Below are 18713 nucleotides of genomic sequence, written 5' to 3' on the forward strand. Positions count from 1 at the left end.
CACGGGTGAGCGGCCGCGTTATAATGGGAAGAGGCACCCATGGTGCGGCACCTGCCGCACCGAAGAACGATGAAGTATCGAAGAAGGCCCTCAAATCGGCTGTGCCGATCTCGAGGCTTCAACAACACATCCGGCCTGCGGCCAGGACCGTGTTGCTTCAGGGTAGCATCCTGACTATAAGGTGGGCTTAAACCGTGACACAATCCTTCAAGAATTGGGTGAAAAGCAATTTTGCCCATACCCAGGCACGGCTCGTGCTGGTACAGACCGTAATCGTTTTCATCATCATTCTGGCGGTGAGCCTGACCTCCTACTACACCTCCAAATCGGTGCTGCAGGAGGAGCTCAGCGAGCCGCAGCGGCAGATGCTGCAGCTGAACATGAGTGTCATTGACGAATCCATCAAGGAAAGCGACAAGGTAGCCGTCCAGGTGGCGGTGAACAGCCGGATTTATGAGTTTCTGACCGCAGAGGTGCAGAACTCCTTCGCCAATATTTCCGAGCTGTATCAGCTTTTGTCCACGCTCATCGGCAATTCCCAGTATATCAAAAGCCTCTACGTATATGATTTGAACCGGGAAAGCTTCCTTGCCCTTCCCCAGGGCTACAGCTCCAGCAGGCTGACCTTCGTAGATTCGGACTGGGTCAGCGTCCAGCATGAATTCGGGGACCGCATGACCCTTATTAAGAAACGGCAGGTGCCGGAGGGAGCGGGGAGCAAGGGTTCGGAGATCACCCTGTTCCGCAAGATTATGATTCAAGGCCAATTCAAGGGAATTGTCGCCGTCAACCTGAAAAGCGACGACCTCTTCGCCCGGCTCAACCCGCCGGTGCTGAACAACCTCAACCGGATGCGCTACATCATTAACCAGCAGGATGAGGTGCTGTATTCCGCTTCCAATTACCAGGTGGACCAGGAGGCGATCCGCGAGGGTATCCGTGAAATCTCCGTGGACGGCACTTACGAGCTGCCGTATCAGGGGCGCAAGCTTCTGGTGAATCAGCTGGAATCCCCGGAGACGGGGTGGCGCTTCGTATCCATCATCGAGCAGGACAGCCTTCTGGCCAAGTCCAAAACAGTCCGGGATGCCGTGCTCCTGGTTTCCCTGGCGGCCATTCTCATCGGCCTGGTTACGATCTTTTATATCAACGCGGCTGCCTATCGTCCGATTCGGCGCTTGAAGCAGCTGTTCAATACCTACGACGGCAGCAGCAGCCGCAAAGGCGGTAATCCCGACGGGATTGACCTGGAGAAGCTGGCCGGAGAGCTGCTGAGCAACCATGCCCATCTGGCCCAGCTGATCCGGGAAACCATGTCCGAGGCCTCCTCCAAGCTGCTGTACGACATCTACATGGGCAATCTCACAGGCAAGCGGGATATCCGGGAAAAATGGGGGCGGTACTTCGGGGATTGGTCGGAGGCAGCCGTGACGGTTGCCATTCTGTCCATTGACCGGTTCGAGGAGTTCGAGCGGACCTTCCCCGCCGGTGACCGGTCGCTCCTGAAGTTTGCGCTGGCCAACATTGCCGCCGAGCTGTCCGAGCCCCAATGGAGAATCGTCTGCGCCGATTTCGGCTACGACAAAACCGCCATCCTCCTCCAGCCCAAACACCTGGAGGCGGAGTCCAAGACGGAGCATATTCTGGCGGAGGCCATCGAGGTGGTTTCCCGGCTCCTGAAGTTCAGTATATCTGCCGGCATCAGCACCCCCCAGACGGATGTTACCCGGCTGCGCCAGGGGATGCTGGAGGCCGAGAATGCCCTTACCTACCGGCTTTATCAGGGCTACGGGCAGGTCATTTCCTTCCGGGAGGTTTCCGGCCATGAAGTGATGGAGCCGTTGTCCGACGAGGAGACGATGGGGGAGCTGCTCCGCGCTATCCAGGCCGGTGACACGGAAGCGGCGGCAGGAGCGGTGGGCCGGCTGACGGCCTCCATCCGTTCCCGGTACGGGTATCCTACGGCTGCAGCAGCCCTTTTGCAGGAGACGGCGGAACGGATTGAGGAGCTGCGGACTACACCGCAGGATTCCACACCCGGCCACGGGTTTGAACGGTTCGATACGCTTACCCTGGAGGATATTGGAGGCGAGCTCTCCACCCGGGCTATCCGGATGGCGGAGGGGTTCCACCGGCTCATCGCCAGCAAGGATTTTATCCTGTGCCACCGGATGATCGACTACATGAAGCAGCGGTTAGGGGAGCCTATCGGCATTCCTGAGATCGCCGAATCCATCGAGATCAGCAGCAGCCTGGCCAGCCAGGTCTTCAAGCAGGAAACCGGCGAAACCATCTACAACTACCTCACCCGCCTGCGGATGGACCGGGCCGCGGAGCTGCTGCTCAAAACCGACTATAAGATATCGGATATCGCCCAGCAGGTAGGCTACCAGCACGAGAACAGCTTTATCCGCAGCTTTCGCAAATACAAGGACATTACGCCCGGCAAATACCGGGACATGATGAGAATCCGGACGGACGCCTTGCTGGAGTAGCTTCCGGCCAGGCGTTTCCGGCTTCCGCCACAAGGAGGAGCCATGGACAGACGCAAGATCGTAGAACGGCACCAGCCGGAATTGAAAAATTGGGACCCGTTGTCCCCCTTTACGGTAGGCAATGGAGAATTCGCCTTCAGCGCCGATATTACCGGCCTGCAAACCTTCCCGCAAGCCTACGAGGTGCCTCTGGGCACCCAATCCAATTGGGGCTGGCATTTTACGGGGGGTCACCGGAAATTCACCGCGGAGGATGCGGAGCTGCAGCAGTTCGATACCCATGGACGGATGGTGGGTTACCCCATGAAGCCCGGGAGTAAACCCGAGGCGTATCACTGGCTCCGCCAGAATCCCCACCGGCTGCAGCTGGGTCGGTTATCCTTCCGCTTCCTGCTGGAATCCGGAGAGGAGGCAGGCCCCGAGGATATCTCCGCGATCAGGCAGCGGATGGACCTGTGGACAGGTATTCTGCACAGCGAATTCAGCGTCCGGGGAGTGCCTGTCAGTGTGGTTACTTCCTGCCATCCCCAAGCGGATACCATTGGGGTACGCGTCCGTTCTTCCCTGATTGCTGCCGGACGGCTGCAGATCTTCCTTCGTTTCCCGGCACCGGATATGACGCATTCCGCCTGGGCCAAGACAGTGGATTTGGACTGGGGAAATGATGACCGGCATACGACCCTGCTTCTGGAAAAAAGAGCCACAGAGGGCCGCATCGGCCGGGTGATGGACGAGGACAGCTATGAGATTAAGCTGGAATGGAATGCCGGCCAGCTGGAGCAGACCGGGATTCACGAAATTACCCTGCTTCCGGAGCTGGAAAGTGAAAGCCTGGAGCTGTCCGTGGCTTTTGGTCCGGTGAAGCCGGATACGGCGACCGTTGTGGAGATTGAAGAGGGGAGCCGCCGTCATTGGGAGGCCTTCTGGCAAAGCGGTGCGGCCGTGGATTTCTCCGGCAGCACCGATCCCCGCGCCTTCGAGCTGGAGCGCCGGGTGGTTCTGTCCCAGTTTTTGTGCGCGCTGCACAGTGCAGGCTCCTTGCCTCCGCAGGAGACAGGGCTGATGTATAACAGCTGGTTCGGCAAGGCCCACCTGGAGATGCATTGGTGGCACGGTGCGCATTTTCCCCTGTGGGGCCGCGAGGACCAGCTGCTGAAAAGCATGGACTGGTACACCCGCATTCTTCCCATCGCCAAGGAGCTGGCGGAGTCCCAGGGCTACGAAGGCGCCCGTTGGCCGAAGATGGTAGGCTTTGACGGCAAACCCTGCCCCTCCCCGGTGGCGCCGGGCCTGATCTGGCAGCAGCCCCATCCTATGACCATGGCGGAGCTGATCTACAAAGCGGACCCGTCGCAGGCTACTTTGGAACGGTTCCGGGAGCTTGTATTTGCCTCCGCTGACTTTATGGTGTCTTACGCCCATTGGAATGACGAAACAGGAGCTTATGATCTGGGCCCGCCACTGATTCCGGCGCAGGAATGCCATCCGCTGCACAGCAGCAAAAACCCGCCGTATGAGCTGGAATATTGGAAATACGGGCTGGAGATTGCCATCCGCTGGGCGGAGCGTTTGGGTGTGGCCGCGGATCCGGGATGGGTGGAGGTAGCATCCTCCATGTCTCCTCCTCCCCAGGCGGACGGCGTGTATTTGGCCCATGCGCTGTGTGAGGATACCTTTACCGCCAAGAACCGTGACCATCCGTCCATGCTGGGGGCCTTGGGTATTTTGCCCGGCACGCTGGTGGACCGTGAGATTATGCGCAATACCCTCCTCAAGGTGAAGGAGGTCTGGATGTGGGATTCGGCCTGGGGCTGGGACTTCCCCATGTGCGCCATGACGGCGGCCCGGCTGGGCGAAGGGGATCTGGCCGTGGATTTCCTCTTATTGGATGCGGTGAAAAACACCTATCTGGTCAACGGCCACAACTACCAGCGCCCGGGGCTCTCCGCTTATCTGCCCGGCAACGGCGGCCTGTTGACCGCTATCGCCATGATGGCCTGCGGCTGGAGCGATGCCCCGGGACATAACCCCGGTTTCCCGCAGGACGGCAGCTGGACGGTGAAATGGGAGGGGCTAAAACCCCTGATGTAACCGGACGGAACAATAAAGTGCAAACGCGTTTATTTTGTCCGATTGCCCGCCCGCCGGCAGGGGTGTACAGTAGGGGCGGACGGTGGGGCCGGCCAGGTCCCAACCCTCAAAATTGAATAACCGCGGGAGGAATCGATGATGGGCAAAGGAACCGTGTGGCCAAGCGAGATGAAAACAGCCGTTGACCGGCTGACAGGTATAGAGGTCAAGCAGTTGACCGATTACAAAACCCACAGCCATCATCTGTATTTTACGGAAAATGGATGGTATGACCGTGAAGAAAGGCTGTTGTTCATTTCCGACAGGGGGAACAGCACCAATTTGTTCAGCCTTCATCTGGCAACGGGAGAAATGACGCAGCTGACGGATTACCCGGATAATGATGCTCTGAGTGCCTGTCTTTTGCCTGATGAGCGTGCAGCCATTGTAAAGCTGCAGCGCAGCCTGATCCGGCTGGACCTGAAGACGCTGGAGGAGAAGGTGCTGTATGAAGCCCCGGCGGGTTACCAGCTGGGCAATGCCAACGCTACCGCCGACAGCCGTTATGTGCTGACCTGCGTGCAGGAGGATCTGTCCGCGCGCATCCGGCTGGATTTGGGCAACGGCTACGTGGGCCACCGGGAGCTGATGGAGGCCGCCCCCCACAGCATGATCGTCCGTATTGACGCGGAGAGCGGCCAGATGGAGCAGATGTATGAGGACAGAAGCTTCATCACCCACATCAATGCATCCACCACGGAGCCCTGGCTGATGACCTTCTGCCATGAGGGGCCGTGGCATCTGGTGGATCACCGCATCTGGGGGCTGGACCTGCGTACGGGCCAGGCCTGGAAAATCCGCGAACGGCTGGAGCCGCTGGAGATGGTGGGGCATGAGTTCTTTTTCCCCGACGGTGTGACGGTGGGGTATCATGGCTTCCGGGCAAACGGCACCAATTTCTTCGGCAGCATCCGCTACGACAACACGGGGATGGAGGAAACGGACTTTTCCTTTGATACCTGGCACGGTTATGCCGACGGGCTTGGCCAGGCGGTGGTGGACGGCAGGGGGGATGTGCAAACTCTCACCATCTGGCGCAAAAACGGGGAGGGTTATGAAGCCCCCCGGACACTCTGCGAGCTGCGCTGCAGCTTCCACTCCCAGAAGGTGCATGCCCACCCGAGATTTGACGCCCAAGGCAAACGCCTGTTATTCACCAGCGACAAAAACGGCTACGCCAACCTGTACCTGGTGGATATTCCTGAGGATCTCAATGTACTGCCGCTGATGGAAGCGGACAGCTGCACCTTTTATAAACCATATATCAAAAAAGGAGTATGATGATGCAGGCGAAAACCAATGCGGTACAGACTAAATGCTTCTCCGTTCAGGTGGCCGATACGATTCTCTCCAAATCTCAGGACGGCTACCACCCAGGTATTGCTAACAAATGGGGTTATGTGGCGGGCATGGCGCTGACCGCCCTCACGCGCACCGGAGATTGGACAGGGGAGGCTCGTTATCATGATTTCGTGAAGCGCCATATGGATGTGTTTATCCCGGAGGATGGTACTATCAAGGGGTATTCTCTGAATGAATACAATCTGGATCATGTGAATAAAGGCAAGAACCTGCTGCGCCTGTGGCGGGAAACGGGCGAGGAGCGTTACGCCAAGGCAGCCCGGCTGTTGGCCGCCCAGCTCACCGGGCAGCCCCGCACCTCCGAGGGCGGCTTCTGGCACAAGAAAATTTATCCGTTCCAGATGTGGCTGGACGGGTTATATATGTCCTCGCCGTTTATGGCCGAGTTTGGGGCCACCTTCGGTGAGGAGGCCTGGTTCGATGAGACGGCGCACCAATTGCTGCTCGTTGAACGCCATACCCGCAACCCGGTGACCGGCCTGCTCCACCATGCCTGGGACGAATCCGGCGAGCAGCGCTGGTGCGACAGCAGCACCGGCCGCTCCCGGCACGTATGGGGCCGGGCAATGGGCTGGTATGCCATGGCTATGGTGGATGCGCTGGACTTTTTCCCGGTGCTGCATCCCAAGCGGGGGCAGCTGATGGGTATCTTCGAGCGCTTCGCCGAAGCGGCGCTGCGGGTTCAGGACCGGGAGACCGGCCTGTGGTATCAGGTAATGGACTGCAATGCCCGGGAGGGCAACTACCTGGAGGCCTCCGGCTCCTGTATGCTCACCTATGCCCTGGCCAAGGGTGTGCGGCTGGGTTATCTGTCCGGGATCGGACGTAAATCTGTGGAGCGTGCCTTCGAAGGCATCCGAACGCATTTTGTCACAGAGGATGCGGAGGGTGTGCATCTCCACCGCATTTGCCATGGAGCCGGATTGGGCAACCGTCCATACCGGGACGGCTCGTACACCTATTATTTGGGCGAAGCCGTGGTCAGCGATGTGCTGATGGGTGTGGCTCCGCTTCTTTTGGCCAGTGTGGAAATGGAACGGCTGGCAGCGGAAACGGAAGGTTGAACAGACGGGATAACGGCTGCGGACAGCATGAACCATGACGGCATAAAGGGGACAGGGACAAAAGATGCGGGAATCTTCGGAAGCAAGCTATGCGGATAAGCTGATCATGAGCTACCCGGCTGCCTGGTGGGGCAATATGTGGCGGGAGGCGCTGCCCACCGGCAATGGTGTGATCGGGGCCTCCGTTTTCGGCGGTGTCCAGGAGGAGACGGTGCTTCTTAATCATGCGGCTCTTTGGCACTGGGGGCAAAAGGATGAGCTGCCGGATGTGAGCGGCGTCCTGCCCCGGACCCGGAGGCTGATGGATGAGAAGCGGTACCTGGAGGCAAGCTGGCTGTTGGCCGATGCCTTGAAGGAGCAGGGTTATGGGACACGGCTGGCCTCGCGGTTTCCGCTGGCGGCCCTCCGTCTGGAGATGCCTTGTGACCATGCCTTCAAAAGCTACAGCCGGACCCTCCGGATGGATACCGGCGAGGTGGAGGTCAGCTGGAAGGACGGCTCCAAGAGCCTCCGGCGCAGACTGTTTGTTTCCCGGGCCGACGGGATGACGGTGTATGCCATCGACTGTGTGGGGGGAGGCGGTGACAAAACCGGTGTTGCCGGACGGCTGGGGCTGGTTCTCCACCCCAGCGACCGCTTCGGCGATACGCCGGAGTTTAAGGTGCTGGCGCAGTCCGTTGAAACGGGAGCGTCTGCCGGATACGCCTGGTATGCGGCCCAAAACGACGACGGAACCGACTTCGGCGCCGTGCTGCGGGTGATTCCGCAGGGCGGGCGATTGGAGGCGGCGGAGGGATTTGTCCATTTTGCGGAGACAAAGCGTGTGCTGGTTCTGGTAAAGGTGTTTGTGCAGGGGGAGCGCCATTCGGAGATTGCCAGGCTGAAGTCCGAGCTGGCCGGGCTGCCGGAGGAGCAGGCTTATGAGGAGCTTCTAGCTCGCCATGCGGCATTGCATACGCCTCTTTACCGTTCGGTATCCCTGGAGCTGGAGGACGGCGGCGGGGAGGATTTGCTTGAGCTGCCCAATGAGCGGCTGCTGCTGGAGGCCTATAAAGGCGAGGCGCCGGCTGCGCTGGTGCGGAAGCTGTGGTCCTTCGGCCGTTATCTGTTTATCAGCGGCACCTCCGGCGAGCCCCAGGCCCAGCCCTTCGGGTTGTACGGCTTATGGGGAGGGGATTACCGGCTGGTATGGAGCCATAATATGGCCAACGAGAACATCCAGATGATGTATTGGCATGCGCATACGGGAGGTTTGGGCGGGCTGGCGGAGGCGCTGTTCCGTTACTATGAAGGGCTGATGGAGGATTTCCGCAGCAACGCCCGCAAGCTCTACGGCTGCCGGGGCATCTATATTCCCGCAGGCACCACCCCGGGCAACGGTTCGCCCAACCAGATTGTGCCGGTGATCCTGAACTGGACGGGAGCGGCCGCCTGGCTCGCCCGTCATTACGACGAATATTACCGGTATACCGGCGATCGGGATTTCTTGCGGGATAGGGCGATGCCGTTTATGCAGGAGGCACTGGCCTTCTATCTGGACTTCCTGGTGACGGACGAAAACGGGATTTACAAGCTGTATCCGTCCGTGTCCCCGGAAAATACACCCTTGAACTACATGCCCGCCGACGGCAAACCGCTGGCCCATCCCATGCCCACCACCATCAATGCCACCATGGACGTGGCGCTCCTGAAGGAGCTGCTGTCCCATCTGATTGACGGCAGCCGTGCCTTGGGCGGGGACCCGGCGGAAATTGCCGAGTGGGGCGCCATGCTGGAGCGGCTTCCCGCGTACCGGATCAACGGCGACGGGGCGGTTTGCGAATGGATCCATCCGGATTTTGAGGATCGTTACACCCACCGGCATCTCTCCCATTTGTACCCGGTTTTCCCTGGCCACGAGGTAACCCGGGAGAAGAGCCCGGAGCTGTTCCAAGCCTTCGAAACAGCGGTGCAAAAGCGGGAAATCGGCGCCCAAACGGGCTGGTCCCTGGCCCATATGGCGGCGGTTTATGCCCGTCTGGGGGATGGCAGCCGGGCGCTGGAGTGTCTGGATTTGCTCACCCGGGCCAGCCTGCTGCCCAATCTGTTTACGCTGCACAATGACTGGCGGGGAATGGGCGTCTCCATGAATATGCCCACTGCCCCGGTTCAGATGGACGCCAACATGGGCGTGATCAACGCCGTACAGGAAATGCTGCTGCAGGCGTCGCCGGGCATGCTGAAGCTGCTGCCCGCTCTGCCGGATCGGTGGAGGCGGGGCAGATTGGCGGACTGGCGCTTCCATACCGGCCGGGTCACCCTGGAATGGGACTTGGATGCGGGAAGCTTCCATGCCGAGGTTACAGCAGACCGGGATACCGAGCTGGTGGTCCTGCTGCCGGATTGGGCGGTTTCTGCGGGTGTCGTGCTCGCTGGCCCGGAAGGGGCAGCTGCTGCTCTCGGACAGGGGTCGTTGGAACAAGGGAGCTCCGGACAAGGAGCCAAGGGGCAAGGAACCGAGAGACAAGGAACTGCCGGACAAGATATTTCGGGACAGGACGTCTGCGGACAAGGGGTCTCTGGGTACAAGCTGCTTCTGGCGCAGGGTTCTCCTCCTGTGGTATTCCGCACCGTCTCTGGTTCTTGCTAAAACCATATCAACACCGATGCCCCGGCAAATTAACGCCGGGTGTCGGTGTTTTTTTGGGGTTAGGGGGAAACAACAGCTGCATGTTTGCGAAAGATTCCGCGTTGGCACAGGTGTTTTCACCGCTGGGCGCTGGGCCTGGATAGCTGTTCTTCGACGGCTCTCCGCTGGCTCTCTGCCGGCTCTTCGACGGCTCTCCGCTGATTCTCCATTGGCTCTCAGTGGTCTAACGGACCGAGGAACCGCTATATGGTGCAAAAGCGTAAGTTTAGCGCGGCAAAGCCAGTAATAACATCTCTTGTGTCCGCGAAAACGGCAAACGGTCGCTTTGAAGCGAAATAGCAGCTCTCCTGTCCGTAAGAGTTTGTGAGGGTTCACCAACATTCCACGCAATCCCGTCCCAGTCATTCGCCCGCCCCACCAACACTATCCAGTCCCTTCCCAGCCATTCACCCAACCTGCCTGCCTTCGCCTCTCTACACCCCGCCACAGGCTTTTCCAGCCGGGTTTCCTTCTGTTCTCATAATGCTCCGGGGACAGGCATAGGATGAACTGACGGCTCATAGAAGGGAAGAGGCTTCTAAAGGAGGGCGAGGCAGATGGAGGTAAAGGCCAATGTGCAAAGAAGGCGGCAAAGCCGGTTAAGGGAGCTTCAAAGCCGCAACCAGGAACAGCCGGGAGCAGCTTCTGCTCCTGTGGCGGGGCAGGGGGCCTCACCGGCGGATCGATGGGTGGGACCACCCCCGGTGCCCGGCCAGTGGCCGGATTTACCCGCTTCCGCAGACGATGGTTCACGGGGCAGCAGCGGGGCGCATCCCGGTCTGCCGTTATATATGCGGGGTCAGCCGGAGAGCGGGCATGGCGGCGATCCGGAGCTGGCCTGGAAGGAGCGCCAAAAGCAGCTCTTGGCCTGGTATGCGGAGGAGGAGCGGAACGGGCCGGGCGGCGGCCCCTCTGAACGAGAACGGTATAACGGGCATTCACCGGGACGCGGGCCTTTCTTCCGATTGTTCCAGGCGAAGCTGGTATTGGCGGGGGTTCTTTTTGCGGGAGTATGGGGGATGTTCCAGTGGGATGCCGGCTGGACCCGCAGGGCTCAGGCAGTGGTAACGGAAGCGCTGACCCAAGAAATGGACTTCAGCCGGGCGGCGGCCTGGTACCAGAGCACCTTCAGCGGAGCGCCATCCTTCCTGCCCGCCTTCGGCGAACGCCAGAATGCGGTGAAGGTTCAGGCTCCCGGATCAGCATCGTTACTGGTGCAGCCGGTGCGGGGAACAGTAATCAAGCCTTTTTCCAATAATCAGGAGGGGATATGGCTGGCGGTTAAGCCGGACGCCCAGGTGGCGGCGCTGGATCAGGGCAGAGTGGAATTCGCCGGCCCGAAGGAGGGCTTCGGCTATTTGGTGACCATCCGCCATTCCGGCGGGCTGCGGGTTTCTTACGGCGGGCTGAAGCCGGCCCAGTGGCAAACCGGGGATTGGGTCAAGGCCGGAGAGGTCATCAGTCATGCCCTGGCAGAGATGGAGGCCGCTTCAGCCAATGTGTATCTGGCGGTTATGAAGGATGAGCGATTCATCGATCCCCTGGATGTGGTAACCTTTGATTAGATGGGGAGGTATTGTATACAGGCTTCATCCGTTGTTCCTCATCCTGATGCTGTTCTCCGTGTGGACGGGCTACTTCGCGGAAATGCTGACCTTATTCGGGGTAGTAACCATCCATGAGCTGGGCCATGTTGCCGCAGCAAAGGCCTACGGCTGGCGGATCAGGCGGGTTCAGCTGTTGCCCTTCGGCGGTGTGGCCGAGATGGAGGAGTCTGCCAATGTTCCGGCCAAGGAAGAGATGGTGGTGGCGCTGTGCGGACCTCTGCAGAATGCGTGGATGGCCGCTTTTGCCCTCTTGATGCTGGAATGGGGACCGGGACAATCGGCGGATTATTGGGCATATTTCCTGCAGGCAAACCTGATGATCGGGCTATTCAATCTGCTTCCGGTTCTTCCATTGGATGGCGGGAAGCTGTTGCTCGGCATGCTCAGCTATCTGCTGCCCTACCACAAGGTGTTGTCGGCGGTCCTGCATACCAGCCTGCTGCTGTCTCTGACTATGGTGATTGCAGCGCTGGCGCGTTATGCCGCAGGGGGCATCCATCTGAATCTGCTGGCTATCGGGCTGTTTTTGTTTTTCAGCAACTGGTACAGCATCAAGCATTTGCCTTATCAATTCTTCCGGTTTCTGGTTAGCCGGGAGGCAAGCTGCCTCAGGATGCAGCGGGCCGGTCACCCTCCCCAGATGCTGGTGGTGCCCTTCGACCAGGAGCCCGCCCATGTGCTGCGCCGCTTCAAGCGGGAGCGGCATCATCTCTTGTATATTGTGGACCGGACGGGAGACGTGCTGCAGGTATGCCCGGAGGACAGGCTGCTGCGGGCGTATCTGTCCCGGATGTCCGGCCCGCCGGGAGGCCGTGGGGGAATAGGACCCGGGCGAAGCCGCGGCAAGGGGGAAAAAATCGGTTAGTGTGGTCACATTCCTCTTATGCTACAATATCTACATGGAGAAACAGGCAATGAGGTGAATAGCGTATTGAAAAGGATTGTGGTTCGTTATGAGTCCGGCGCCAGCTCCGTTGCGTTGATGGAGGACGGAAGGCTGGCCGAGTTTTTCGTGGAGCAGCCGGCGGAAGGGGAACGGGCCGGCAATATCTACAAGGGCAAGGTTGTGAACGTGCTGCCGGGGATGCAGGCGGCGTTTGTGGATATCGGATTGCGCAAGAATGCGTTTCTCTATATTGATGATTTGCTGCCGGTTCACCTGGAGAAGAAACCCAAGGTCAAACCCTCCATCACCGAGCTGGTGCGGGAAGGCCAGGAAATCCTGGTCCAGGTGCGCAAGGAGCCGCTGGGCACCAAGGGCGCCCGGGTGACCACCCACTTTACGTTGCCGGGGCGTTGGCTGGTGCTTTTGCCACATGCGGATTATGTGGCGGTCTCCCGCAAGATTGAGTCCGAGCCGGAGCGGGCCCGGCTGAAGCAGATCGGCATGCAGATCAAACCACCGGAGGACGGGATTATTATCCGCACCGTGGCCGAGAATGAATGCCAGGAGTCCCTGCAAAAGGATATGGCCATCTTAAGCGACATCTGGGCCAGCCTGGTACGACGGGCAGACGTTGCTGAAGCGCCGGCGCTTTTGTACCGGGACCTGGGGATGATTCCCCGGCTTGTCCGGGATCTGTTCTCCGACTCTGTGGAGGAGCTCATTATTGATGACGGGCGTTCCGCCGACGAGATCGGCGCCCAAATCTGTGCCATGGCCCCGGAGCTCCAGGACCGGGTCAAGGTGTATGAGGGACCGGAGCCGGTGCTTTCGCATTACGGGATTGAGGAGCAGCTGGAGCGGGCCTACAAGCGTAAGATCTGGCTGGAGAACGGCGCTTATCTGGTGATTGACCCTACTGAAGCCCTGACGGTGATTGATGTGAACACCGGCAAGTACACGGGAACCGTGGATTTGGAGCAGACGGTTTTCGAAACCAATATGGAGGCCGCGGAGGAAATTGCCCGGCTTCTGCGCCTGCGGGATATGGGCGGTATGGTGATTGTCGACTTCATTGATATGGCCGAGGAGAAGCACCGCCGCCTGGTGACGGACAAGCTGGAGACCTGCATGAAGAAGGACCGCACCAAGGTGCAGGTGGTGGGCTGGACCAAGCTGGGGCTGGTGGAAATCACCCGGAAGAAGGTCCGTCCGGCGTTGGACGAGCTTCTGACGGAAACCTGCTCCTGCTGCGGAGGAACGGGTCGGGCGCCGATTAAGCACAGGCCCGGTCACGCGTAAGCCGCACGTTTCAATTGCCAACCGGTCGCCTATCCGGTATAGTGGATGTAACTGAATATATGTTTACGGGGGCTGGATATAGTCCGGCTGAGATTGGAACCGATTGTTCCTGACCGTTAATCTGAACCAGGTAATGCTGGCGTAGAGAATACAACGAAACCACACCCTTCGTCTATTCTCGGAGGGTTTTTTCTTGCGCCAAGAATCCATTTTTTTGGAAAAAATAGGTCGAAGGGGGCGTACATATGGGAGAACCGGAAGCACGGCAAAAGGCGGAAATCCTGGACGGGGCAAAGCTGCAGCATGCCGTTCAGCGGATCAGGGGAAGCAGAGACGAACTGCTCGCTATACTGGAGCGGCTGGTGGGATATGCCACGGTCAGCCCTCCTGCCCGGAATACGGCCGTTGCCCAGGATTTTCTGGCTAATGAGCTGGAGGCGGCGGGTTTTGGCATCAGCCGCTGGGAGCTTTATCCAGGGGATCCGGTGGTGGTCGGGATCAAGCCGGGAGCCCGGCCGGACAGCTGCCGCAGCCTGATCCTGAACGGGCATATGGATGTGGCCGAGGTGGGAAAGCCCGGGGAATGGTTGGGTGATCCCTTCAAGCTCCATGTGGACGGTGATTGGGCCGTTGGCCGGGGCACGGCGGATATGAAGGGCGCTTTAGCCGCCGCCTTGCTGGCCATCCGCATCTTGAAGGATGAAGGCATCCTATTGGGAGGTAACCTCCAGTTCCAAAGCGCCGTAGGCGAAGAGGCGGGCGAAGCCGGCACACGCTCCATCACGGAGCGCGGACTGGCCGACGGGTATGATTATGCGGTGGTGATGGACACCAGCAATCTGGCCATCCAGGGCCAGGGAGGCGTTATCACCGGCTGGCTGACGGTTCAGAGCCCCCAGGTGCATCATGACGGGATGCGGGCTAGCATGCTTCATGCCGGAGGCGGTGTGTTCGGCGCCAGCGCCATCGAGAAGATGGCGAAGCTCATCGGCTGCCTCCAGGAGCTGGAGCGCCACTGGGCGGTAGTGAAGCAGTATCCCGGCTTCCCGCTGGGAGTCACCACCATCAATCCCGCCGTAATCGAGGGCGGGCGGCATGCCGCTTTTGTGGCGGATAGCTGCCGGCTGTGGATCACGGTGCATGTTTATCCGGATGAGGATTACCAGGCAGTGACCCGGGAAATCGAGGAACATATCCGCTATGCGGCCATGGCCGATCCGTGGCTGAGGGAGCATCCCCCTACATTCCAGTGGGGCGGGCGTTCCATGATTGAGGACCGGGGGGAAATCTTCCCCTCGCTGGAGCTGGACCGGCAGCACCCGGGCTTGGACTGTCTGGCTGGATGTCATGAGGAGGCGGCTGGGCGGAAGCCGGAGATCAGCATGAGCCCATCCGTTACTGACGCAGGCTGGCTGGCGGAAGCGGGTGTGCCCGCGGCGATCTACGGGCCGGGGCTTCTGTCGGAAGCGCATGGAGTGAACGAGGGTGTGTCCGTGGCTGAGCTGTTAACCTTTGCCGAAAGCCTGCTCCGTTTTATTGCCGTCTGGTGCAACAGCCCCAAAACCGAAGGGAGAGAAGATCAATGACACGGTTTACCGATACGCTGCATGACGCAGCCTATACCATCTGGCAGGCCAGCCATCAGCATCCTTTTTTGACGGAGCTGCGGGACGGGACGCTGGCTACCGAACGGTTTGCCTTTTATATGAAGCAGGATTACGCCTATCTGAAGGAATATGCCAAGATGTTCGCCTACGGCAGCATCAAAGCCAAGGATCTTGCCACCATGGGATTGTTTGCCAAGCTTCTGGACAGCACGCTGAATGTGGAGATGGAGCTGCACCGCCAGTATGCGGAACGGCTGGGCATTCCCCGGCAGGAGCTGGAGGATACCAAGCCCGCACCTGTCACCACAGCCTATACGTCCTACCTGCTGAACGCAGCAGCGGCGGGCAATCTGGCGGAGCTGACCGCCGCGCTCCTGCCCTGTACATGGAGCTATTGCGAGATTGGCACTGCCATCGCTGCCCATCCGGGGTCATTGGAGCATCCCTTCTACGGAGAATGGGTGGAGATGTATGCCTCCGAGGAGTTCGCCAAGCTGAATGAATGGTGTATGGAGTTGATGAACCAGCTGGCCGAGGGGCTTCCAGAAGGGGAGCTGGCGCTGCTGACGGAGCGGTTCGTAACCGCCTCGCGCTTTGAGTATCTGTTCTGGCAGATGGCCTACCGGATGGAGGAGTGGCCGGTATGACCGATTGTGATCAGGAAGGCAAGGCAAGGTCTTCGAAGGCTGCGTATACGGAGGGTCCCGGAGCGGCGGCTCTCGATGTGCGGGGGCTGACCTACCGGTTTGACCCGGACAGCCTGTTGTTCGAAAACCTTTCCTTCACCATCCAAAAAGGGGAGTTCGTCTCCCTGCTGGCTCCCAGCGGGGTGGGCAAAACCACTCTGTTCCGTCTCATCGCCGGGCTGTTGGAGCCGGATGCCGGAGAAATTCGGTTATCCGGCGGGGAGCCGGGTTTACCCGGTGCCGGGGCTGGGGTTGCATCCCAACCGGCACCCGGAACAGGCTCAGGTCTCACCGCTCCGCCGCGCGGCAAGCCGAAGCGGCTGGGCCTGGCGGGCTACATGCCCCAGCGGGACGGGCTGATGCCCTGGCGCACCGTGCTGGACAATGCCGCCCTGGGCCTGGAGGTAGGGGGAATGCCGAAGGGTGAAGCCCGGCGGCGGGTAAGGGAGCTTTTGCCCTCCTTCGGCCTGGAGCAAAGCGCCGACCGCCTGCCCGCCGAGCTGTCCGGCGGTATGCGGCAGCGGGTCTCCTTCCTGCGGACGCTGCTTGCCGGCCAGGAGCTGCTGCTTTTGGATGAGCCCTTCAGCGCTCTGGACGCCATGACCCGACTGGATATGCAGGAATGGCTGCTCCAGGTATGGGAGGAGCACCGGAAAACCATTCTCTTCATCACTCACGATGTGGATGAAGCGCTGTTTCTCTCCGACCGTGTGCTGGTGGCCTGCACCTCGCCGATTGGCCGCCTGGAGGAATTCAGGGTGCCCTTGGACCGGCCCCGGAAGAGCGAGGCGATGCTGGACGCCAGCCTGCTGCCGGCCAAACGGGAGATTCTGCGGCTCTTAAGAGCGGGCAAATCAGGCGGGCAGAACCCCGGAGAGCCGGAGGAAGGGGGCGGACGCGTATGAAGCCTTGGCTCCGTCAATACGGCCCGGCTATTCTTTTTGTGCTTATCCTGGCGGGGGTATGGGAGGCGGCAACCGTTTGGTTGGACATCCCCCGCTACATTATTCCGCGGCTGTCCCGGGTGCTGGTATCCGTCTGGGATACCCGGGATTTACTGTGGCGCCATTCTTTGTACACCCTGCAGGAGGCGCTTCTGGGACTATTCCTGTCGGTGCTGTTCGGGGTGCTGCTGGCCTCTCTCATGGAAGGCTCCCGGCTGGCCAAACGGACTCTGTATCCTCTGGTTATTGCCTCCCAAACGATTCCCATCGTGGCGCTTTCGCCGGTTATGGTCATGTGGTTCGGCTACGAAATCTGGAGCAAGGTGGCGGTGGTGATTCTGTTTACCATCTTCCCTGTCACCGTGGGGGCTGTCGACGGCTTCCGCCAGACCGATCCGGGCACGCTGGAGCTGATGAAAACCATGGGGGCCAGCAACGGCCAGATTTTCCGCAAGCTCAAAATCCCCTCGGCTCTGCCGTCCTTCTTCACCGGCCTCAAGGTGGCCGCCACCTTCAGTATCGGGGGAGCCACCATCGGAGAGTGGCTGGGCGCCGACTCCGGGCTGGGCATGTACACCAAACGGGCCTCCAGTCAAATGCGGTCGGAGGCGCTGTTTGCGGGTGTGCTGGTGCTGTCCTTCTTGGGCATAGCCATGTTTTTGGCCGCACTGCTGCTGGAGAAGCGGGTGGTGCGCTGGCAGAACCGCAGGTGAGAAAACCGGCGCAGGACGCCGTTTATTAACTTTTAGAAGGAGACGAAAAACATGCTATTATCCGGTAAAAAAACCGCCCGCCTCGGCAAGCTGCTGGTGCTGGCTCTGACTCTGGCTCTTACGGCTGTTGGCTGCGGCAAAGCCTCCAATTCCGCCTCCGGGCAGGAGCAGGAGCTGACCGTGCTGCTTGACTGGTACCCCAACGCGGTGCATTCCTTTTTGTTCGCTGCGGAAAAAGAAGGCTACTTCAAGGAAGCGGGGCTGAAGGTGAAGCTGGAGACCCCGGCGGGCACGGATGACGCCGTGAAGCTGCTGGCCGCAGGCAAGGCCGATCTGGCTCTGAGCTACCAGACGGTTATCGCCATCTCCCGGGCGGAGGATATCCCCGTGGTGTCCCTGGCGGCCATTGTCCGCCATCCCTTGAACCAGCTGTTTGCCCTGGAGCAAAGCGGCATCAAACGCCCCAAGGATCTGGAGGGCAAAAACATCGGCTACCCCTCCATTCCCCTGGATGAGGCGATTGTGAACACCATGGTGAAGACGGACGGAGGAGATCCGGCCAAGGTGAAGTATACCGATATCGGCTGGGACCTGATTCCCGCCATGACCACCAAGAAGGTGGACGCCATTATCGGCGGTTATATCAACCATGAGAAGCTGCTGCTGGAGAAGGAGGGTGTGAAGCTGAGCACCCTGGATCCGGTGAAATACGGGGTTCCCGATTTTTATGAGCTGGTGCTGGCATCCAGTGAGGACGGCTTGAAGAAAAACCGCGAGGTGTACAAGAAATTCTGGGAGGCGGTCGCCAAAGGCTACGATTATACCGTGAAAAATCCCGAGGCTTCTCTGAAAAACCTGCTGGACCAGCAAAACAAGGACTTCCCGCTGGACCCTGAGGTGGAGAAGAAGAGTCTGGATATCCTGCTTCCCTTGATGGATGCGGGCAAGGACTCCTTTGGCTCCCAAACGGAAGCCTCCTGGCAAAGGATCATCGACTGGCTGAATAATGCCGGGCAGCTCAAAAAAGCCCCTGCCGCCAAGGATGCCTTTACCAATCTTCAATAATAGTAGGATTCTCTTCACAAGCCGGCAGCTGTTCGCCGGCTTTTTCCATTTCCCAGGCAATATATATTGTGGGACGTAAGTCCAGGAGAGGCGGCAGGCCGTTTATGCTATAATGATAGACGGTTTTGTGAAAATGTGATGCCGGGCAATCGGCTGCTATGTGTCCGCGGGCAGCGGTGTTATATTG

General features: G+C 59.7%; 13 protein-coding genes and 1 riboswitch. All 13 genes read left to right on the forward strand.

What is annotated here, in order from left to right; genetic code table 11:
* Positions 1-194: 194 nt before the first annotated feature.
* The 13 genes from ACI1P1_RS21375 (at position 195) to ACI1P1_RS21435 (ending at position 18526) form a co-directional block, all read left to right on the forward strand.
* Complete coding sequence (locus ACI1P1_RS21375; protein ID WP_416218474.1) at positions 195-2495, forward strand: AraC family transcriptional regulator; 2301 nt, start codon at positions 195-197, stop codon at positions 2493-2495.
* A 42-nt stretch (positions 2496-2537) separates the two neighbouring features.
* Entirely contained in the window at positions 2538-4586 is a 2049-nt protein-coding gene (locus tag ACI1P1_RS21380) for a glycoside hydrolase family 65 (RefSeq protein WP_416218475.1), read from the forward strand.
* A 135-nt stretch (positions 4587-4721) separates the two neighbouring features.
* Positions 4722-5906 (forward strand): oligogalacturonate lyase family protein, encoded by a 1185-nt coding sequence (locus tag ACI1P1_RS21385; protein ID WP_416218477.1) that lies wholly within the window; start codon positions 4722-4724, stop codon positions 5904-5906.
* Positions 5903-7051, forward strand: coding sequence for a glycoside hydrolase family 88/105 protein (locus ACI1P1_RS21390; RefSeq protein ID WP_416218478.1), 1149 nt, complete (start codon positions 5903-5905; stop codon positions 7049-7051). The genes ACI1P1_RS21385 and ACI1P1_RS21390 overlap by 4 nt, the downstream gene beginning before the upstream one ends.
* Positions 7052-7115: 64 nt before the next feature.
* Positions 7116-9680, forward strand: a complete 2565-nt coding sequence (locus ACI1P1_RS21395) for a glycosyl hydrolase family 95 catalytic domain-containing protein (protein ID WP_416218479.1) — start codon at positions 7116-7118, stop codon at positions 9678-9680.
* A gap of 596 nt (positions 9681-10276) precedes the next feature.
* A complete protein-coding gene (locus ACI1P1_RS21400; RefSeq protein WP_416218480.1) occupies positions 10277-11284 on the forward strand; it encodes a peptidoglycan DD-metalloendopeptidase family protein in 1008 nt (335 codons plus the stop codon).
* Complete coding sequence (locus ACI1P1_RS21405; protein ID WP_416218481.1) at positions 11277-12191, forward strand: M50 family metallopeptidase; 915 nt, start codon at positions 11277-11279, stop codon at positions 12189-12191. The genes ACI1P1_RS21400 and ACI1P1_RS21405 overlap by 8 nt, the downstream gene beginning before the upstream one ends.
* A gap of 66 nt (positions 12192-12257) precedes the next feature.
* A complete protein-coding gene (locus ACI1P1_RS21410) occupies positions 12258-13511 on the forward strand; it encodes an Rne/Rng family ribonuclease (RefSeq protein ID WP_416218482.1) in 1254 nt (417 codons plus the stop codon).
* 55 nt (positions 13512-13566) lie between these two features.
* A riboswitch (TPP riboswitch) is annotated at positions 13567-13676 on the forward strand.
* A gap of 80 nt (positions 13677-13756) precedes the next feature.
* Positions 13757-15097: an acetylornithine deacetylase gene (locus ACI1P1_RS21415; RefSeq protein ID WP_416218483.1), complete on the forward strand. Its 1341-nt coding sequence runs from the start codon at positions 13757-13759 to the stop codon at positions 15095-15097.
* The gene (gene tenA, locus ACI1P1_RS21420; RefSeq protein ID WP_416218484.1) at positions 15094-15765 is read left to right on the forward strand and encodes a thiaminase II; all 672 of its coding nucleotides are present in this window, start codon (positions 15094-15096) and stop codon (positions 15763-15765) included. The genes ACI1P1_RS21415 and tenA overlap by 4 nt, the downstream gene beginning before the upstream one ends.
* On the forward strand, positions 15762-16709 hold the full coding sequence (locus tag ACI1P1_RS21425) for an ABC transporter ATP-binding protein (RefSeq protein WP_416218485.1): 948 nt from the start codon (positions 15762-15764) through the stop codon (positions 16707-16709). Before tenA ends, ACI1P1_RS21425 begins: the two co-directional genes overlap by 4 nt.
* Positions 16706-17461 (forward strand): ABC transporter permease, encoded by a 756-nt coding sequence (locus ACI1P1_RS21430; RefSeq protein ID WP_416218486.1) that lies wholly within the window; start codon positions 16706-16708, stop codon positions 17459-17461. The genes ACI1P1_RS21425 and ACI1P1_RS21430 overlap by 4 nt, the downstream gene beginning before the upstream one ends.
* Before the next feature lie 51 nt (positions 17462-17512).
* Complete coding sequence (locus ACI1P1_RS21435; RefSeq protein WP_416218487.1) at positions 17513-18526, forward strand: ABC transporter substrate-binding protein; 1014 nt, start codon at positions 17513-17515, stop codon at positions 18524-18526.
* The last annotated feature ends 187 nt before the right edge of the window (positions 18527-18713 follow it).

The sequence above is a fragment of the Paenibacillus mesotrionivorans genome, assembly GCF_046098205.1.
GTDB classification, from domain to species: Bacteria; Bacillota; Bacilli; order Paenibacillales; family NBRC-103111; genus Paenibacillus_AR; species Paenibacillus_AR mesotrionivorans.